Source organism: Agriterribacter sp. (genome assembly GCF_035497235.1).
Lineage (GTDB): Bacteria > Bacteroidota > Bacteroidia > Chitinophagales > Chitinophagaceae > Agriterribacter.
Window position 1 is genome coordinate 1 of sequence record NZ_DATJEB010000055.1, and the last position, 18,016, is coordinate 18,016.

Here is an 18,016-nt window from a genome sequence, read left to right on the forward strand (position 1 = left end):
GGAATTTTATAAAAACATCCGTGCCATACAGTCCCGGGCCTCCGCCAAGATCACTGTATCCGCAATATTATTTTTACTGTGCTTACAAGGTAGGTAATGGAAAAATCCTGCAGGAGCCTGATGCCTGGATGAATGATGTTGGCGAAAAAATCCCTAACTGGTTCGAGTCGGCCCGCCTGTATTACGCGTATACCGGCGATACAACGGTAATGCATATTGTAGAAAAGCTGGCGGAGTACGCCATTGATCATGGCATAACGCCTGCTACATTTGCCTGGCCAAACTTTCCATATACCACTACCAATGCCGGCGATATGGAATTTAAAGGCTTTGACGCTGCCAAACGTTTTGTATTACATGAGGTACAGGTTGATCACGCAGCCGAAATGGGGTTAACATTTTACCGGCTTTATTTATACACCGGAAAGGAAAAATACAAAAAGGCGGCAATTAGTATTGCCAATACATTAGTGAACAAGGCAACGACAGGAAATGCAGATACATCGGTTTGGCCTTACCGCGTAGTAATGAATACCGGTGAAGTAACCGCACCCTACGGCGCCAACTGGATAGGCGCCTATTCTCTTTTGGAGCATTTGGTTAATGACAGAACCGGCAATATTGTCGCATACCAAAGCACTATGAATAAAGTGCGGGATTTTATGCTTCGTTTTCCTATGCAAACCGGATATTGGGCCGATGGGCATACAGATACCGATGTAAGAAGCAATACTTACAAAAGCAATATGGGCAAAAGTAACACGGCGTTATATATACTGGAGAATCCTTCCTTTGACCCTGAATGGAAAAAGGACATACCCAAAATGATACAATGGACAGAAACTAATTTTGTAACGCGTTGCAACGAAGGTGAGCCGGCTACACAATGGGGCGCTAACCTCGTAGGCGAGCAGGATGATTTTTTGCCTAAGATGGATTATCAAACTGCACGGTATGCGGCCGAATGTGCGAAATGGTATGCCATTTCAGGAGATGCCTACTATAAGGGGAAAGCTTACCGTTCGTTAAACTGGGTTACTTATTGCAGCGATTCCATTGGGCTTGCATATGAAAGCCCCGTAAGCAATGGCGTTGCGAGCTGGTGGTCGGATTGTTATGGAGAAGGGCCCAGAATGTTTTATCATGCATTAGCAGCGATTCCTGAATGGGCGCCGCCACATGAAAATCACATCCTGTATTCGCAGGGTATATTAAAAAACGTATGGTACGAAGCTAAAAAAATTCGATACACTGCAACTGGTGAAAATGGCACAGAATTCCTGCGCCTGTCGTTCAAACCCGCAAAGATTTTGCTAAACGGGCAGCGTATCTCTGCTCAAAACAAAAAAACTGGTTATTCAATAAGGTTACTTGGAGGCGGAGATTATGCCGTAACGATTACAAGGGAAAAAGCGGGGCAAATTATTATAGAATGATCGTGGCCTTCAGTTATTGGAAATAGGATAGAGTATTTCTGTTATCTAAAAATATCATCACTTACATAACCCGCGTTCGTATAAGGTCTTAAATAAACAGTATCCTTATTTATATTATTCATCCAAAGTTCTTTATCATCTAATTCTTCAGGAGGATACTGAGAGGTGTTGCAAGGCATAGCTTCCCTGGCAATTTTGTTTTCCGCTTCGCTGCACCATATATGTACGGGCAAATACTTTTTCTATACCGGTTTATAGCCTCTGTGATAACCCATTGATATCTCAGACTTATACGGAGGTTCATCTCTCCAGTGCTCCGTTGGTATCGCAGTATAAAATAATTTTTCAAATTGGGAAGACTGGCCAGACTGGAAAATTTCGGTAACCACCGCGCCAACCATCCTGTGATCCGGATGACCTGAACCACCCTGTCCCCATGTAATGACGATATCCGGCTTATAGATAGTAATAACGCTTACTTATGAATTGACGAATATTTTTTACTACATAGACATTTGCTCTTTTCTTTTTTGCTTGCCCAAAAAAGAAACAAAAAAAGCCCCGCCCGACTGAACATCGTTCGTCCGCCCGGATGACCCAGTCGGACGGGGGCGGGCAGGGATTACTGCCCGTTTTCGTGATTGTTCCCTGATGTGACTTTTGCTCTACTGTAACTTCAACAACAGTAATCCCATTGCTGGCATCGGGTTCAACAGATGGACAAAACCGGTTCTTCCGGTTACCGTCAATAAATTTATCCTATCCGTAACTATGTTTCTATGCTCCTATGTGTTTACACTCCTTCGTTATATCAACCATCATTTACCGGCGCTCATAATACCTGCATAATAATCTCTCGCCTGCCGATAATGCATCCTCACCTGGGCAAGTGTTTCGGGAAAAAATTTTCTCCATTTTCCTTCATCAGCAATATTGGCTAATATATGATCTATCCATCTAACAAAATACAACGCATCTTCTTTGTCTGCCATTATATTTTCCCCGCCAATATATACATATACCGGTGAGGTATGTGTATGATACTCGTTGCCGCTTACCCGCCTGGCAGCAATCCATGAGCTTTTATCAACCACAAAGTTTGATTTCAATACTAAAGGTTTACCGGGCGTAGCGGCGCCACCTGCATTTGCAATAACCTTGCCGTTACACAATATTTCAATTTCACCTTTTGCATCACTCTCCACATTCCATGCAACTTCAATGTTTACTTTTTGCTTATCAGAAAACTGAATGGATGAGCCAGGCGCCTGATCACCATTCACTTTTAAATCCAGAAATTCTTTATCACCCAACCTTGATATGACCGTCTTCCCTTCGCGTATCGCTTCAATCCAGTTGTTATAAGTGAGATTGGTATTAACATGGGCGTAAGTTCGTACGGTTCCCAGCGGCTCAAAATTATTACACGGAAAATCCGTACCGGCAGCAAGAGGCAATTGAATACCGCAGTTGAGCATTTTATAATATACATCAAGGGATTGCTTCCCAAAATACGATCCGTAATTGGGAGAATACGATCCAAAAACATCTGTTGAAACAAAATCAATATTCTTTAATGCCGCTTCCACCGGCAGGTCAACAGGAATGCAGCAGTTTAGCTCCGCAGGTATATTTTCATTAAGATATTCCAGGTGAGCGAATCCTCTTACCGCGTTTTGTTTTTTAGCCCATTCCAATATTGTATAGGGAGATTCTGCCCATATTTGTTCAGCATGCGATAAGCCGAGCATTACCAGGTGTCCGCCCAATGCCTGTTTAGCGAAATTCGTATACGTTGCATCCCAGTGCCATTCAGCATCCCAGCGAACAATGGCTTCGGGAGTTGATTGTGGAGCGTCTTTACCTGTTACCAGTTTCAGATCTGTTTCGGCATTATACACTTCTCCGTTCCCCATATCTGCCAGTAAGGAAATAACCGACAGTCCATTCTTTTTCATAGCAGCCGTTAACGAATCTACTGAATATACGGGAGTGCCTCCACCGCAATTCCTGTGCACATGTATGTCGCCCGCATACCATCCTTTCGCCTTTAGTTTATGGTTTAATATTCCTGCATTTGCAGCCGTGGCAGGTTTAGCAACAAGCGTATATATACAATTAGCCGGAACTACTATTTTTAATTTGCCATCCTTACCAGGCAAATATGTTTTTTGAGTTTTGAGATTATTAAGACTATCCGTAAAAATGAGCTGCGCCGATTCAATTCCCTGAAAATTATCCAAAGATATTTCAAGCTGCGCCGCCTTATTGTATGTATTTAGCCCAACTATTACAGGAGCATTCCGCGAGGGATTGAAGAAAGCAAGCGCAGGCGCTTTACTATCGCTGCTTTGCAATTCTAATAACCAGGAACCAGGCGTTACATATTTTGATATTTGGGAGATGGCAAAAAAATGTTTTCTGGGCGTATAGGTTTTGTTTTCTTTATTATATCCCAAAATCCCCCAATAGCTAAACAGGCTGGGCGCATGATGATCATAATAACTGTCATACCCTTCCCATACCATTGCCGCGGCCGCGCCATTCTTCAGCAGATCCAGCAAATATCCCATGCATTGCGCTGCGAACTGATAATTATAGGCCGTCATAATGCCGTCATCCAATCCATCTCTCCAGGCATTCCATTCGGTTACCCAGAATTTTTTACCAGGAAACGCGGAGTGCTTAATCAGGGAATCTACAGGAGCATAATAACCGCTATAACTATGAACGGCAAAGCGGCTGATGTGGGACATGATGAGCGAATCCTTCATCATCGCCGGAATATAGCGGTTCACACTATTGTTCATACCGGCTGCATCGGGACCAACGAATTGTATATCATTCATCCCGCTTTGCTTTACCCGCATTATAATTTTTTTCATGATGGCCACATACCTGAACTCATTGAGCTTTGGACCTTCTTTTTGAATATCAGGCTCGTTAAAAGGGGCTACCAGTCCAAATTTTAAATGTTGGTTATTCCTGGCATACTGTAAAAAAGAAATAAACATCTCAACAAACTCATCTTCCTGCCCGGGATCTACTGTCTCCCCTCCCATCCACGCGGGAAGATACCCCATCAGGTTGATCATGATATTATGAGAGATGCCTTTTTTATTGAGGTATGCGATTGTTTTCCATACGCTGGTAAACTTTGCTGTTCCATAAAGGCTGTCGTAGTATTTCCAGTTATATACAAACGGGTCATCATTATCATTAACGTCTTCCCATTCTTTAGGCGTTTCTACAATTACACGAAAAATTTTTGCCTGCATGGAGTCAACCAACAGATCAATAGCAGGCTTCAGCTCATCCTCTTTCCAACTCCGCGAATTGATATTAACGCCTATGCCATCTATGGTCTGCAACCGGTTAAGACCACTTACAGCCATTTTAATGTTTTGCTGTGAATAAGAATATATACTAAAAACAAAACAGGCAATCAGCAAAGTAAATTTTACAGGCATATAGAAATTGTTTGATAATGTTTAATTTTCTTCTACTCGTTGTTCCATATTTCACCTAACTAAAATTAAATGCATCAACGCATCAACTGTTAATCAATTTGTGCAAAGTGGTAACCTATTTTGTCTTCCATTTATTAGAGAGAGTACAATCAGAGGGTATTTTTTAGTATGAGCCTGGCGGAATTACTACAGTGGAATCCAATTGCCCGCCCGGATGATTCTGTCCGGACGGGCATCGCACGCTTCAACGTTTGGTAATACTATTCAGCAATGCCAAAAGCATGTTACTTTCAAGGAAATTTTTTATATACAGAAGTTCTTTTGTAAATAAACATTCATTACTCCGGCAACCCTGTCTTGAGCCATCCCATATAATTGTTTCGGTGAATAACCGAAGTGAGGGATGGTTTGTATGCTTCTACAAACGACTTCGGAAAACTTACTTTTTTATAGTTGAGCATAAAATAGAGACGATAATTTTTATAGTTAACTATAAATTTATCGCGTAAATATAGAAAATTGCAGAAAACACAGCTCTTGGGTGATAATCGTTAACCGGATGTGCAATCCGGCGCTGATCTGAACTCCCTGTACAACTATACACATTGGTTGAGAACCTGGAAAATCTTGCTCAAACAGCTATCCATAGCCCCATATACCGTTTCATCAACAATTAAATTATATACCGGAGCTCTTTTTTTTTAAAGAAAACAGCAACATGAAACCTTCTAATTTAAGTAGCAATTGCAATTTTATTCTGCTCTTAAATGGCTGCGTACATTTAACCCTGGGTGGAATACATTGACATCGGTAGCCTGGGCGATTGGGGCGAAGCACACACTGCATATTCAGGCTGGAAGGATACTCCGGCGGGGATGCTGAAACAACATATTGATCTGTATAAACGCTGGTATAAAAAACAACCCTTATCATCAGCAATGATGCAATAGGGCAACGCGATACGGATGACGATCGGATTATATTATATTTGACTACGCCTTAAAAAACGGTATTGGATTCAGGGATGACAGCGGGAATGTGAACAGGAATTAAGCAACTCCGATTGCCGCAACTGGTTGCCGGGAGAAATCATTGCCGGGCAGCACCCTGTCACCATACACAAAAACATGCAACCCGGCATTTACGATATAGCCATTGGTTTACGGGATGAATGCGGCTTTCATAACAAGCTATTGAGCTGCTCATAATAGATAGCAGGAAACTACCGGGAGGATTGTATAAAATAGGAGAAATTGAGTACATTGATTAAGCCAGGCCCTACATGTCTTTTTTTCACCATACAGGCACAATAGAATTATAGGAAAACATGGGGTATTGTTTTGTTTCAAAAACCCCGGGGTAATTATAAAAAAGTGGTAAGTGATAGAATTGCTGCAAAATTTGACAACGAGGTACTCTGGCTGGGGCTATCGTATTCGGCCCACCCGGTAAGCTGCGCTGCCCCACTGGAAGTATTAAAAATTCATGAAGACGAGAACATGATTGCCAACAAAAAAACGGCCGGCATTAAGCCGGCCGTTAAAAAACAATATCTTTTCCTATTTGCTGATAATGATCTGCTTTGAACGGGCAGGCTGGTTTCCTTCCAGCACCTGCAATATATAGGTACCCGCGCTAAGATGCTTATTTAGCTTCAGTTCCGTTATTGTATTGTTCGAGCTCATTTCCTGCTGTTCAATTATTTTACCCGTAATAGTAAGCAGGCGCAGTGTGAGTTTGCCTTGCCCTGTTCTGCCTGATTCCACGCGAATTACATTACCGGCAACCGGGTTGGGAGAAACAATAAAGCTCCGATCTTCCGAAAACCGTACGCTCAAAATATCGGAATACAACGTTTTTTCACCGGTTTCCGTGTACTGCAGCCGGTAATAGTTTATGCCTGCAAGCGGCGATTCATCTACAAAACCATAGCTATTGGAAATGCCATTGGTGCCGGTGGGGTAATATAATTTTCCGATAGTAGCAAAATCAGCCCCATTATTGCTGCGCTGCACATTAAACCGGCTTTCGGCATCCATGCCTGCATTCCAAAGCAATTGAACCGCATTATCTTTTTTTACTGCTGCAAAATCATTGAGTGTAATAGGAAGAATGACATTGGGACCATACACCTCAAACTCATATAGAGAATACCCATAGCTTGCATTATTCCTGGTCAGCCCATTCATTCTTACATGTCTTGCAGGTATACCCGCAACCACATCCCCAATAACAATGGTACTGATATATGCATTAACCGGATTATCAGTAATCGTTGCTACCGTTGTCCAGGTTGTAGCACCTGAAACAGCTTCATCTGTAGTCACTTCAATGTTGAAGTTTTTTCCAATCGCCACTTCCCAATAGAGCTTCACCTCTTTCACTTCATACACAGCGCCCAGATCTACTGCAATCCATTGCGGGTCTGCAATAAGACTTGACCAGCGTCCGTATTCATCACCATTCCCATCAAGCGCCTTTCCGGTTCCCGGATCTACACCCTGTCCTGCACCATCAAAAGCCAAATCAGGGGTATAGGTTCCGTCCTGAATAGATGAAGCTGTTCCTGTTTTTGAAAGTGCAAGGTTAATATCCTGGCCGATTGCCTCATTAATAAACAAACAAGAACCCCAAAGAGCAAAAAATAAAAAGTAAAATTTTGATTTCATAATTATCAAATTTTATCAATTAGTTAATGGTAAACCCTAAAAGAGAATGGGGTTGTGGAATGAGGTTTCAAAGGAACATTAGGAAATGAATAACAAAAAAGCACATACATTCTAATATTATTAAATGTATATGATTGCGTAAAAGTAGCAAATTTTATCATATATCAAGTATAAGCATGTATTTTGTGAATCGCTATATAAAAATACCAGCAGCATAGTAAAAAAGAGAAATGTATTAATTCATGACATTTATAATTGGTGCAAAGCATTTTTTTATACACTTTCGTCATCACAGGAAATAAAGGCTATACTAAATATTAGGGTTAATTTTGCGATTCTTTAAGCCATCATTTATGCGTAATATTAATATCGGACTCATTCAACTGAGTTGCACAGCAAACAAAGCAGAGAACCTGGAAAAAACGATCATAAAAATTCGTGAGGCAGCTCAAAAAGGCGCGCAGATCGTATGCCTGCAGGAATTGTTCACTTCGCTTTATTTCTGCGATGAGGAGGATTATGAAAACTTCAAACTGGCAGAACCTGTTCCCGGGCCTTCCACAGACGTACTTGGAAAAGTGGCTAAAGAAACAGGGGTAGTTATTATAGCATCTTTATTTGAAAAAAGAGCGGAAGGCTTATACCATAATACTACCGCCGTACTTGATGCAGATGGAACTTATTTAGGCAAATACCGGAAGATGCATATTCCCGATGACCCGGCCTACTACGAAAAGTTTTACTTTACACCGGGCGATCTTGGCTATAAAGTATTCAAAACAAAATTCGGCACTATCGGCATATTAATTTGCTGGGATCAGTGGTACCCGGAAGCAGCCCGTATAACAGCGCTTATGGGAGCCGAGATACTGTTTTATCCTACCGCTATTGGCTGGGCCACTTCGCAGAATGAAGCCACCAATACAGAGCAATATAATGCATGGCAAACCATTCAGCGCAGCCATGCCATAGCCAATGGAGTACACGTGGTAAGTGTAAACAGAACAGGCTTCGAGCAAAACGGGGCTATGCAATTTTGGGGTGGATCCTTTGTTGCCAACCCTTTTGGAACAGTATTATACCAGGCCACACATGATAAGGAAGAAGTGCATGTAATAACGCTCAATACTTCAAAAACCGACCAGTACCGTACGCATTGGCCTTTTTTGCGTGACCGGAGAATTGACAGCTATCAGCCTATCACAAAAAGGTTTATTGATGCGGATTAGACAGCGCCTGCACAACATTAATGCGTTCATGCCGATGACGATGATTTCTGATTATCTAACTTTGCATCCAGGGAGACACCTAATAAATTTTCAAAAACAAATAGTAGAACTTTTATGAGAAGGGATGCTTTATCAAAGGTGTTTTTGTTTTGTATTTGCATATGTATAACTGTATGTACAACTGTGTATGCACAGCCTAATGGGCATACCTATAAAACAGCATTGGGCGTTAAATTCTACCCGGGGGCAATTACCGTTAAACACTTTATCAAAAAAGATGCTGCTTTGGAAGGGCTTCTTTATTTTTGGGAAGATGGCTTTCGCCTTACCGGTTTATACGAATTTCATGGAAATATTAACGGTGCGCCCGGATTAAAATGGTATGCAGGATTTGGTGCACACGCAGGATTTTGGAATGAACGGTGGAGAGAGCATGATGATGATGATTATCGCTACAGAAATGATCATGACTTTTATTTTGGAATAGATGGCGTGCTGGGAATGGATTATAAGTTTAAAGGCGCTCCCATTAATATTAGCCTTGACTGGCAACCCTCATTTAATTTTGGTGATGGCCCTTATAATCATTATTATGGCTTTTATTCAGGCTTTGGCGGGTTGGGTATAAGGTATACAATTAAATGAGATTACCGCGCTAAGGTCAGAAGTGCTGTTACGATGCGTAAATAATCGCCGGCAAAAGTGCTTAACTTCACGCGTAAACTATAACTAAAAAAGAAGAGAAATTGGAACGTACACATACATTCTTCCGTTCATTAGATACAACTGCTTCGGGGAATTTAAAAGAAAGCGATTCGGATATTACTGCTCCCGGACTCCCCGCATTTAATACGCCTAAAAAGCTGGGCTACTATTTCCCGGCGGAGTTTGCGCCGCACAGCGCCACATGGTTAAGCTGGCCGCATAAAGAAGCATCGTGGCCGGGAAAGATAAATAACATTTATCCATATTATGGCCAATTTATTAAAGCGGTAAGCGAGGGAGAAAAAGTAAATATTAATGTAAATGACGAGGCTATGAAGTCATTTGCCATTAAATGTCTTGCAGATGCAGATGTTGATCTCACTAAAATAGCCTTTTTCATCCATCCTACCAATGATGCCTGGTGCCGCGATCACGGGCCGGCATTTCTAATTAATCCAAAAGCAGACCATAAAAAGATCATCATTGACTGGGGCTATAACGCCTGGGGTAACAAGTATCCGCCTTACAACCTGGATGATATTATTCCAACCTTAATAGCCAACGAATATAACATCCCGGTGTTTCATCCCGGCATTGTTATGGAAGGCGGCTCGGTTGAATTTAACGGGGCAGGCACACTGCTTACCTCCACAGCCTGCCTGCTTAACCCTAACCGTAATCCACAGCTTAACCAACAGCAAATTGAAGCCTATTTACGCCACTACTATGGGGTTGAACAAATATTGTGGGTAAGCGAAGGTATAGTGGGTGATGATACCGATGGACATATAGATGATACGGTTCGGTTTGTAAATGAAGACACCGTGCTTACGGTTGTGGAGCAAAACAAATCAGACGAAAACTATGAACTTCTGCAAACCAACCTGAAGGAACTGAAACAAATGCGCCTGCCCAATGGCAAGCAACTTAACATCATTGAGCTGCCGATGCCCGATGCGGTTGTTTATGAAGATCAGCGCCTGCCTGCATCCTATGCCAATTTCTATATTGCCAACGCGGCGGTTATTGTTCCAACCTACCGGTGCAGGCAGGATGATATAGCTTTGCAGCTTATCCAGGATTGCTTCCCCAACCGAAAAATAGCGGGTATTGACTCTACTGATCTTATATGGGGACTCGGAAGTTTTCACTGCCTGAGCCAGCAGGAACCGAGCGTGTAGGAAGTTTATGGTTTGGATTACAGGGTGAAAGGTATAAGTTGCAGGTGAAAAGTAAGAAGGGGCTGCCTTCTACCCTCTATCCTACACCCTCTACCCCCACCACTCTGATACCTGATACCTTCACCCCTTTTTACCAAAACTTTAAGCACTAAGTGGCTCTATTTACCGTTCATCAAAAAGCATTGTTTGTAATTTCGTTATCTTACAGTATCACGCATGAAAAGCATATTTCTATACCTTTTTTTATTATGCACAGGCAGCCCAGGCCTTAGCGCCTTTGCCCAAACCAGCAAAAGCCACTTTCCTGCAGAAATGGCCTTGCGTGAAGATTCCATGAAGTCTTATGCTTTTGATATTGTAAATGCGCAACGAGCAGCAGAACGGTTCCGCGCCGACAGTATTTTTACCCGTATGCTGGTAAGGGCCTTAAAAGAACCGCATTCTTTCTCCTATCCTTTCGATTCATTGCAAACCATATCGCGGCTATATGCGCCCGACAGCAGCTTCCGCATTTTTACCTGGCAACTGGTACAGGATGAAACCACATTTCGCAGGCATGGCGCCATACAAATGCATACTGCGGACGGTTCCTTGGTATTATACCCGCTCCTTGATAAAACACAACTGGTAGAAGATATTCAAAATGCCATCACGAACAATGAAGAATGGATTGGCGCCATTTATTACAAAATCATTCAAACTTCCTACCGGAACAAAAATTTCTATACGCTTTTGGGTTACGATGAAAACAGCTTCAGAAGCACAAAAAAGCGTATTGAAGTACTCACCTTTAATAATGGCAAGCCTGTTTTTGGAGGCCCGTTTTTTAGTTTTGAAAAAGACAGCTTGCATAAACCTGTTCAGGCAAGGTTTTCAATAGAATATAAAAAAGAGGGTAATGCCAGTATAAAGTACGATGAGGAATTAGGCATTATTATATTTGATCACCTGATTTCAGAAAACAACCAGCCTGCAAAAAAATATACGTATATACCCGATGGAGATTACGAAGGCTTTAAATGGGAAAAGGGAAGATGGGTGCATATAGATAAAGTATTTACTTTTAAACTGCAGGATGGACAGGCGCCCGTTGAAAAACCAATACGGGAAGGCAAGTTAGATATACCTCCTCCGGGAAAGAAAAAAAACAGGTAGCCAATACCTGCATACGAACCGCTTTTCCCTGCAATATTTTCATGATAGGGCAATCCGTAAATCAGTTGCCGGCCATTTGTGCAATTGCTTTTGCGGCTATCCACCCGCTCGTCCAGGCATGCTGAAAATTAAACCCGCCGGTAATGCCATCTACATTCATTATTTCACCGGCGAAGAATAAGCCGGGATGCTTTTTACTTTGCATGGTATTTACGTCTATTTCAGCTACATCTATTCCTCCACAGGTAACAAATTCTTCTTTAAAAGTGGTTTTACCCTTTACTTCAAACGGCGATGCGGTAAGGAGTTGTATTAATGTATTCTGTTGCTTTGTCAGCAATTCGCTCCAGCGTTGCGTTTCGGTAATATTACTTTGCTGAAGCAGGTAGTGCCATAAACGGGCGGGCAATGCAAACGGATTACGCTGGTATATTTTGTTTGCACCATACTGCTGCCGCCACACCATCCACTCCCTGCGGAGTTGCTGCTCGGAGTAGCCGGGCGCCCAGTTTACAAGCAGTGTAAAGTGATACTGCCTTTCCGCAAGTTCTTTTGCACCCCAGGCGCTTAAACGCAATATACACGGACCGCTCATGCCCCAGTGGGTTATTAGTAACGGACCTTCCGCTATGCGTTTTGTTCCCGCAATTTTAGCAATAACATGCGCTGCACTTACACCCATTAAACCGGTAATGCTGTTACCCGGCATATTAAAAGTAAATAAGGATGGAACGGGAGGTTCAATATGATGTGCGGCAAACTGCAACCAGTTGTACTGTGATGCTTTTGGATATCCCCCGCAGGCTAAGCACACAAAATCTGCCTCCAGAAATCCCGTATCTGAATAATAAACACCAAATTTTTTTTGCTTTGCATCAGGCACCTGCTGCTCATTATTGAACATACTGATCTTTTTTACCGCTGCATTCATACGTATATCAACCCCATAGCGGTTAGCTTCTTTCAGTAAACATTCAATAATAGTTTCGGAACTGTTTGTTGCCGGAAACATGCGCCCGTCATTTTCTGCTTTAAGCGCCACACCCCTGTCTTCAAACCACTGAATTGTATCGGTTGTAAAAAACTGATGAAACGCTTTTTTTACAAACTGAGCTCCGCGGGGATAGTTTTTAATCATTTCCCCTATTTCAAAGCAATGATGCGTAACATTGCAGCGGCCTCCCCCGCTCACGCTTACCTTTGACAATAGTTTACTACTCTTTTCCAGCAAGGTTACCTGCAACGCCGGATGCATCCTGGCCGCATTTACCGCGGTAAAAAAACCTGCTGCTCCGCCACCAATTACAACCAAATGTTTTTGCTTCATTTAATTTTACCTAATTTAACCTCATCTATTTTAAAAATTAAAGCTAAGGCTGATTTGTTTTACTATTGCATAAAATTGCTTGCCCGGTGCAGCTTATTGTTCTTTTTCAGAAAAAAGATCACCTGTGGTTTTCCGCTGCATGCGCTAAAGGGGCCGGCAATCATTGCATCCAACCATCCTAATTCGCTGCTGGATGCCGTTGTTATTGCCTGCCAATGCCGGCAACCTGTACATTTTACGATCAGGAGCGATATGTTCAATAATCCGATGTTCCGTTTATTATTAAAATTTTTAAATGGTATACCTGTTTACAGGGCATCTGAAGAAAAAGAAAAACTAAGAGCAAATTTCAGCAGCATAGCACTTTGCAGTAACATATTAAAAAACCGCGGGATCATTATCGTTTTTTCGGAAGGCATTACCCTGCACGACTGGAAGTTAAAGCCGATAAAAAGCGGAACAGCCAAAATTGTACAACACGCCCTGCGTGATCCCCAACTTATACAAACGCTTCAGGTAGTGCCTGTGGGATTAACCTACAGCGATTATGCACACCCGGCTAAAACCATTATTATACAAACCGGTGAAGTTTTTTATCCTGGAAAACTTTTGTACACTGAGCATTCGGGGGTATGGAAACAGGCATTCAACACCCTATTGTTTGAACGGCTTCAGCCGCTTATTCCGGCAATGGAAAGGGATGAAGCAGGGGTTAAACTCATCTGGCAGTCTGTTATTGCCAATATAACGTTCAGGGATAACTGTAACGCGGGTATGGAACACCTCCAATACCAGGGAAGGCTTTTATCAGCAATAGATATTAAGCCCGCCATAGCGCAAAAAATAAAGTACCCGTTCTTCCACCTGCATTGCACAAACTATTACAAAATCTATTTTGCAGCAGCGCTGTTTGGCATGCCTGCACTGGCAGGACTTTTACTCAACAGCCTTTTTTATTTCCCGGTAAACTGCTTTACAAGGATCAAAACAAAAAGCACTATTTTTTACGATTCTCTTTTTTTTGGATTGCTTACTATCCTGTACCCGGTATATATACTAATAGCTTCTATATCATTGGCATACCTTACCGATATACCCCTGACGTTGTGGGTGCTAACTATTCCTTTCTGTGGCTGGTGTACTGTACAATTTTGGGTGTATGCGCTGAAAATTAAAAATCATCTCACCCTATCGCCCCCGGAAAAAAAATATATGCAGGCGTTTATTACCGGAATGGAATATAGTGTTATATCAAACGCAAAATTTAAGCCATGAATGTTCATTTCACCTTTCACATCTCACGATAATATACAGCTATAATTTGATTGACCCAACGCTAGTAGTACGAAGCATCAAGATACGGGTTCGCCCGCTCATTTGCTTCTATTTCAGAAAAGGAAGATAGTATATCGGGTTTGTTTTTTTGCACACAAACCGTATGTTCGTAATGTGCCGCGGGTTTACCATCCTTCGTTTTTACGGTCCAGCCATCCTCTTCATAAAATACATCTTTCTTCCCCATATTGATCATGGGTTCAATGGCTATCACTAATCCTTCCTTCATTTTTAACCCCGTGCCTCTTTTACCGTAATTAGGCACCTGCGGATCTTCGTGCAGTTGTTTGCCCAATCCATGGCCTACAAGCTCACGCACAACCCCGTAGCCGTGTTTTCTTTCCGTATGCTCCTGAACGGCATAAGATATATCGCCTACCCTGTTACCTGCAATGGCTTTCTCCACACCCTTATATAAGGATTCCTTCGTAACCTTCAGCAGTTGTTTTGCATCTGGGGCAAGCGTACCTAAAGCAAATGTATAAGCGCTGTCGCCATGATACCCGTTCATAAACACGCCTACATCAACAGATACGATATCACCTTCCTGTAACACTTCGTTATTGGGAAAGCCATGCACCACGGCATCATTTACGGAAATACAGCAGGTAAAAGGAAAGCCTTTGTAATTTTTAAAAGAAGGGACTGCACCATTATCGCGGATAAATTTTTCCGCTAATATATCTGCCTGCATTGTAGTAACACCAGGCTTTAAAAAGGTAGCCACCTCGGCTAAGGTGGCGCTAACCAATAAACAACTTTTCCGGATCAATCCTATTTCTTCGTTCGTCTTATAGTAAACCATTTTTATATCGAAACGGGTGATGTAGTTTGCCTTCCCTGGATGCGTCCGCTTTTCATCAATCCATCATATTGACGCATCAGTAAATGTGTTTCAATTTGCTGCAGCGTATCCAATATTACAGCCACCATAATTAAAAGGGAAGTACCTCCAAAGAAAGAAGCGAATAATGGTGTAACCCCGGTTCTTTGAATAAGTCCGGGTAATATACCGGCAATAGCGAGGAAAAACGCACCAGGCAAAGTAATTCTATCCATGATCTGCCCTATATAATCGGCGGTAGGCTGACCGGGTTTTACGCCCGGAATAAACCCGTTGCTTTGTTTTAAACTATCTGAAACCTGCTTAGGGTTAAATATTAATGCAGTATAAAGGAAGGTAAAGGCAATTACCATTACGCCATATACAAGCATATACCACGGGTTACTGGGATCAGAAAAAATTCTGGCGATTCCCTGCCCGCTTTCAAATGAAGAAAAGGAAATAAGTGTAGGCAGGAACATAATTGCCTGTGCGAAAATGATAGGCATTACGCCGGCCGCATTTACCTTTAAGGGAAGAAATTGCCTTGCTCCTGTAAATTGCCGGTTGCCTACTATTTGCTTGGCATAGTTAATAGGTATTTTTCTTACCCCCTGTACCAGGATAACCAGTCCAAGTATAACGGTTATCAGTACAGCAATTTCTATAAGGAAAAATATTAAGCCGCCGCCGCCTTTTACCTGCTTTGCTCCAAATTCCTGAAATAACGCTTCGGGTAGCCTGGCTAAAATTCCCACCATGATAATGATGGATGTACCATTACCTAAACCTTTATCCTGAATTTTTTCTCCCAGCCACATTACAAATAACGTACCCGAAGTAAGCAGTACTACCGTTGATATCCAAAAATAAGGCTGGTAAGCTTCAATAAGCGCATCGCGGTTTTGGTTGGTAAGATAAGCTACAAATGTACCCGCCTGCAGTAAGGTTACCGCAGCAGTTAGATAACGGGTCCACTGGTTGATCTTTTTCCTTCCGGTATCACCTTCTTTCTGTATTTTCTGCATTTGGGGAACCAGTATGGTCATCAATTGCATAAAAATAGAAGCGGAAATATAAGGCATGATACCTAACGCAAGAATAGAGGCATTTGAAAACGCGCCCCCTGCAAATGTATCAAACAGCCCCAGTAAGCCCTGGCTGGCTTTATGTGAAAACTCGGCAAGCTTATTGGGATCAATACCTGGTAAAACAATGTGTGTGCCAAAACGATATATCAATAACAACAGTAAGGTTACCAATATCTTGTCTCTCAGTTCTTCAATAGTCCAGATATTCTTCAGTGTCTGAATGAATTTCTTCACGAAATGTGCGTTTTAGTTTGAGCGCCAAATGGAAAATAACCCATTTAAAATGCGTGATGCAAGGTAAGGAAATTTACTTTACTATTTCAACGGTTCCGCCAACAGCTTCAATAGCTGTTTTAGCTTTTTCGCTAACCGCATCTACTTTAAAATTAAGCGTGGCTTTTAAGTCGCCATTACCCAAAATTTTAACTTTTTCGCTTTTCTTTATCAGCCCGTTAATATACAGGTTCTCAATTGAAATTTCCTGCATATCATATTTTGCCGACAGTTGTTCAATTTGTCCCAGGTTAAATACGGCGTATTCAACACGATGCGGGTTTTTAAATCCGCGCTTGGGCAAACGGCGCTGTATTGGCATCTGTCCGCCTTCGTGCGCCATCTTGCTCTTGTAGCCGGTTCTTGCCTGTTGGCCTTTATTTCCTTTTGTTGAAGTGCCGCCATGCCCTGAAGCTTCCCCGCGGCCTAAACGTTTGTCTTTATGTGTGGCGCCTTTTGCAGGTCTTAACTGATGCAGTTTCATGTTTATCTTTTTTTACTCAACGCCCGGAAAACATTCGGGCTCGCTTTTAATAATTTTAATATCCAATTTTCCAAAGTAAATGAAGCCGGTAGATATTGCTCACATTCCCATATTTCCACACTTCCGCATTCTTTATGCTTCTTCTACTTTTACCAGGTGATTTACTTTATTCACCATACCCAGTATTTGCGGGGTAGCTTCTACTTCTACAGTAGCATTTAATTTCTTGAGTCCAAGCGCAGCCATTGTTCTTTTCTGACGTTCAGACCTGTCAATAATGCTTTTAACCTGTGTAATTTTGATCTTTGTCATGATTGATTATCCGTTGAAAACTTTTTTAAGTGGTATTCTCCTGTCTTTAGAAACTGCTATAGGCTCACGTAACAGCGATAATGCCTTGAAAGTAGCTTTTATCACATTATGCGGGTTAGCGGAACCTAAGGATTTGGCCAGCACGTCTGTTAAACCGGCGCTTTCCAATACGGCACGCATACTTCCCCCGGCAATTACACCGGTACCATGAGCGGCGGGTTTAATAAGCACTTTGGCAGCGCCTTCTTTTGACCACTGATCATGCGGAATGGTTCCTTTCATTACAGGTACCCTGATCAGGTTTTTCTTTGCATCGTCAATGCCCTTGGCAATAGCCTGCTGCACTTCTTTTGCTTTTCCCAAACCATGACCCACCACGCCGTTCTCGTTGCCTACCACAACCAATGCAGAAAAGCTGAATGCCCGTCCGCCCTTAGTTGTTTTAACCACACGGTTAATAGCAACCACCTTCTCCTTGAACTCGATCTCGCCGGCTTTTACCTTGTTTAAACTTACTTTTGACATT

16 protein-coding genes are annotated in these 18,016 nt (G+C 42.2%); 8 read left to right on the forward strand and 8 right to left on the reverse strand.

Annotated features, from left to right (window positions below):
- A partial coding sequence (locus VL121_RS20330; RefSeq protein ID WP_325408452.1) for a hypothetical protein occupies nt 1-1,436 on the forward strand: 1,436 nt, incomplete at its 5' end.
- An 818-nt stretch (nt 1,437-2,254) separates the two neighbouring features.
- Here the strand turns inward: VL121_RS20330 and VL121_RS20335 are convergent.
- Nucleotides 2,255-4,906 (reverse strand): CehA/McbA family metallohydrolase, encoded by a 2,652-nt coding sequence (locus VL121_RS20335; RefSeq protein ID WP_325408453.1) that lies wholly within the window; start codon nt 4,904-4,906, stop codon nt 2,255-2,257.
- 791 nt (nt 4,907-5,697) lie between these two features.
- Here VL121_RS20335 and VL121_RS20340 point away from each other — a divergent pair.
- Both VL121_RS20340 and VL121_RS20345 read left to right on the forward strand, forming a co-directional pair.
- Nucleotides 5,698-5,856 (forward strand): hypothetical protein, encoded by a 159-nt coding sequence (locus tag VL121_RS20340; RefSeq protein ID WP_325408454.1) that lies wholly within the window; start codon nt 5,698-5,700, stop codon nt 5,854-5,856.
- 390 nt (nt 5,857-6,246) lie between these two features.
- Nucleotides 6,247-6,492: a hypothetical protein gene (locus VL121_RS20345; RefSeq protein ID WP_325408455.1), complete on the forward strand. Its 246-nt coding sequence runs from the start codon at nt 6,247-6,249 to the stop codon at nt 6,490-6,492.
- Here VL121_RS20345 and VL121_RS20350 read toward each other — a convergent pair.
- Complete coding sequence (locus VL121_RS20350) at nt 6,466-7,575, reverse strand: galactose-binding domain-containing protein (RefSeq protein ID WP_325408456.1); 1,110 nt, start codon at nt 7,573-7,575, stop codon at nt 6,466-6,468. The genes VL121_RS20345 and VL121_RS20350 overlap by 27 nt on opposite strands.
- Nucleotides 7,576-7,928: 353 nt before the next feature.
- Between VL121_RS20350 and VL121_RS20355 the strand changes: the two genes are divergently transcribed.
- The 4 genes from VL121_RS20355 (at nt 7,929) to VL121_RS20370 (ending at nt 11,845) form a co-directional block, all read left to right on the forward strand.
- Nucleotides 7,929-8,804 carry a carbon-nitrogen hydrolase gene (locus tag VL121_RS20355; RefSeq protein WP_325408457.1) on the forward strand — a complete coding sequence of 292 codons (876 nt, stop codon included), beginning with the start codon at nt 7,929-7,931 and terminating at the stop codon, nt 8,802-8,804.
- Between the two features lie 183 nt (nt 8,805-8,987).
- The gene (locus VL121_RS20360; RefSeq protein WP_325408458.1) at nt 8,988-9,449 is read left to right on the forward strand and encodes a hypothetical protein; all 462 of its coding nucleotides are present in this window, start codon (nt 8,988-8,990) and stop codon (nt 9,447-9,449) included.
- A gap of 101 nt (nt 9,450-9,550) precedes the next feature.
- Nucleotides 9,551-10,690, forward strand: a complete 1,140-nt coding sequence (locus VL121_RS20365; protein ID WP_325408459.1) for an agmatine deiminase family protein — start codon at nt 9,551-9,553, stop codon at nt 10,688-10,690.
- Between the two features lie 216 nt (nt 10,691-10,906).
- Nucleotides 10,907-11,845: a hypothetical protein gene (locus tag VL121_RS20370; RefSeq protein WP_325408460.1), complete on the forward strand. Its 939-nt coding sequence runs from the start codon at nt 10,907-10,909 to the stop codon at nt 11,843-11,845.
- Between the two features lie 61 nt (nt 11,846-11,906).
- Here the strand turns inward: VL121_RS20370 and VL121_RS20375 are convergent, their stop codons facing one another.
- Nucleotides 11,907-13,172, reverse strand: coding sequence for a BaiN/RdsA family NAD(P)/FAD-dependent oxidoreductase (locus VL121_RS20375; protein ID WP_325408461.1), 1,266 nt, complete (start codon nt 13,170-13,172; stop codon nt 11,907-11,909).
- Between the two features lie 54 nt (nt 13,173-13,226).
- On the opposite strand from VL121_RS20375, the gene VL121_RS20380 reads away from it, so the two are divergent.
- Nucleotides 13,227-14,447: a 1-acyl-sn-glycerol-3-phosphate acyltransferase gene (locus VL121_RS20380; protein WP_325408462.1), complete on the forward strand. Its 1,221-nt coding sequence runs from the start codon at nt 13,227-13,229 to the stop codon at nt 14,445-14,447.
- Between the two features lie 61 nt (nt 14,448-14,508).
- Here the strand turns inward: VL121_RS20380 and map are convergent, their stop codons facing one another.
- The 5 genes from map to rpsE form a co-directional block, all read right to left on the reverse strand.
- Nucleotides 14,509-15,312: a type I methionyl aminopeptidase gene (gene map / locus VL121_RS20385; RefSeq protein WP_325408463.1), complete on the reverse strand. Its 804-nt coding sequence runs from the start codon at nt 15,310-15,312 to the stop codon at nt 14,509-14,511.
- 2 nt (nt 15,313-15,314) lie between these two features.
- On the reverse strand, nt 15,315-16,655 hold the full coding sequence (gene secY, locus VL121_RS20390; protein ID WP_325408464.1) for a preprotein translocase subunit SecY: 1,341 nt from the start codon (nt 16,653-16,655) through the stop codon (nt 15,315-15,317).
- A 73-nt stretch (nt 16,656-16,728) separates the two neighbouring features.
- Nucleotides 16,729-17,178 carry a 50S ribosomal protein L15 gene (gene rplO, locus VL121_RS20395; RefSeq protein ID WP_325408465.1) on the reverse strand — a complete coding sequence of 150 codons (450 nt, stop codon included), beginning with the start codon at nt 17,176-17,178 and terminating at the stop codon, nt 16,729-16,731.
- Between the two features lie 132 nt (nt 17,179-17,310).
- Entirely contained in the window at nt 17,311-17,490 is a 180-nt protein-coding gene (rpmD, locus tag VL121_RS20400; RefSeq protein ID WP_325408466.1) for a 50S ribosomal protein L30, read from the reverse strand.
- A 6-nt stretch (nt 17,491-17,496) separates the two neighbouring features.
- On the reverse strand, nt 17,497-18,015 hold the full coding sequence (gene rpsE / locus VL121_RS20405; RefSeq protein ID WP_325408467.1) for a 30S ribosomal protein S5: 519 nt from the start codon (nt 18,013-18,015) through the stop codon (nt 17,497-17,499).
- Nucleotide 18,016 lies beyond the last annotated feature (1 nt).

What these genes read in the sequence shown, in the direction of transcription:
- VL121_RS20335 (WP_325408453.1), bottom strand. Translation starts at nt 4,906, where the DNA reads ATGCCTGTAAAATTTACTTTGCTGATTGCCTGTTTTGTTTTTAGTATA.
- VL121_RS20350 (WP_325408456.1), bottom strand. Translation starts at nt 7,575, where the DNA reads ATGAAATCAAAATTTTACTTTTTATTTTTTGCTCTTTGGGGTTCTTGT.
- VL121_RS20355 (WP_325408457.1), top strand. Translation starts at nt 7,929, where the DNA reads ATGCGTAATATTAATATCGGACTCATTCAACTGAGTTGCACAGCAAAC.
- VL121_RS20370 (WP_325408460.1), top strand. Translation starts at nt 10,907, where the DNA reads ATGAAAAGCATATTTCTATACCTTTTTTTATTATGCACAGGCAGCCCA.
- VL121_RS20375 (WP_325408461.1), bottom strand. Translation starts at nt 13,172, where the DNA reads ATGAAGCAAAAACATTTGGTTGTAATTGGTGGCGGAGCAGCAGGTTTT.
- map (WP_325408463.1), bottom strand. Translation starts at nt 15,312, where the DNA reads ATGGTTTACTATAAGACGAACGAAGAAATAGGATTGATCCGGAAAAGT.
- rplO (WP_325408465.1), bottom strand. Translation starts at nt 17,178, where the DNA reads ATGAAACTGCATCAGTTAAGACCTGCAAAAGGCGCCACACATAAAGAC.
- rpmD (WP_325408466.1), bottom strand. Translation starts at nt 17,490, where the DNA reads ATGACAAAGATCAAAATTACACAGGTTAAAAGCATTATTGACAGGTCT.
- rpsE (WP_325408467.1), bottom strand. Translation starts at nt 18,015, where the DNA reads ATGTCAAAAGTAAGTTTAAACAAGGTAAAAGCCGGCGAGATCGAGTTC.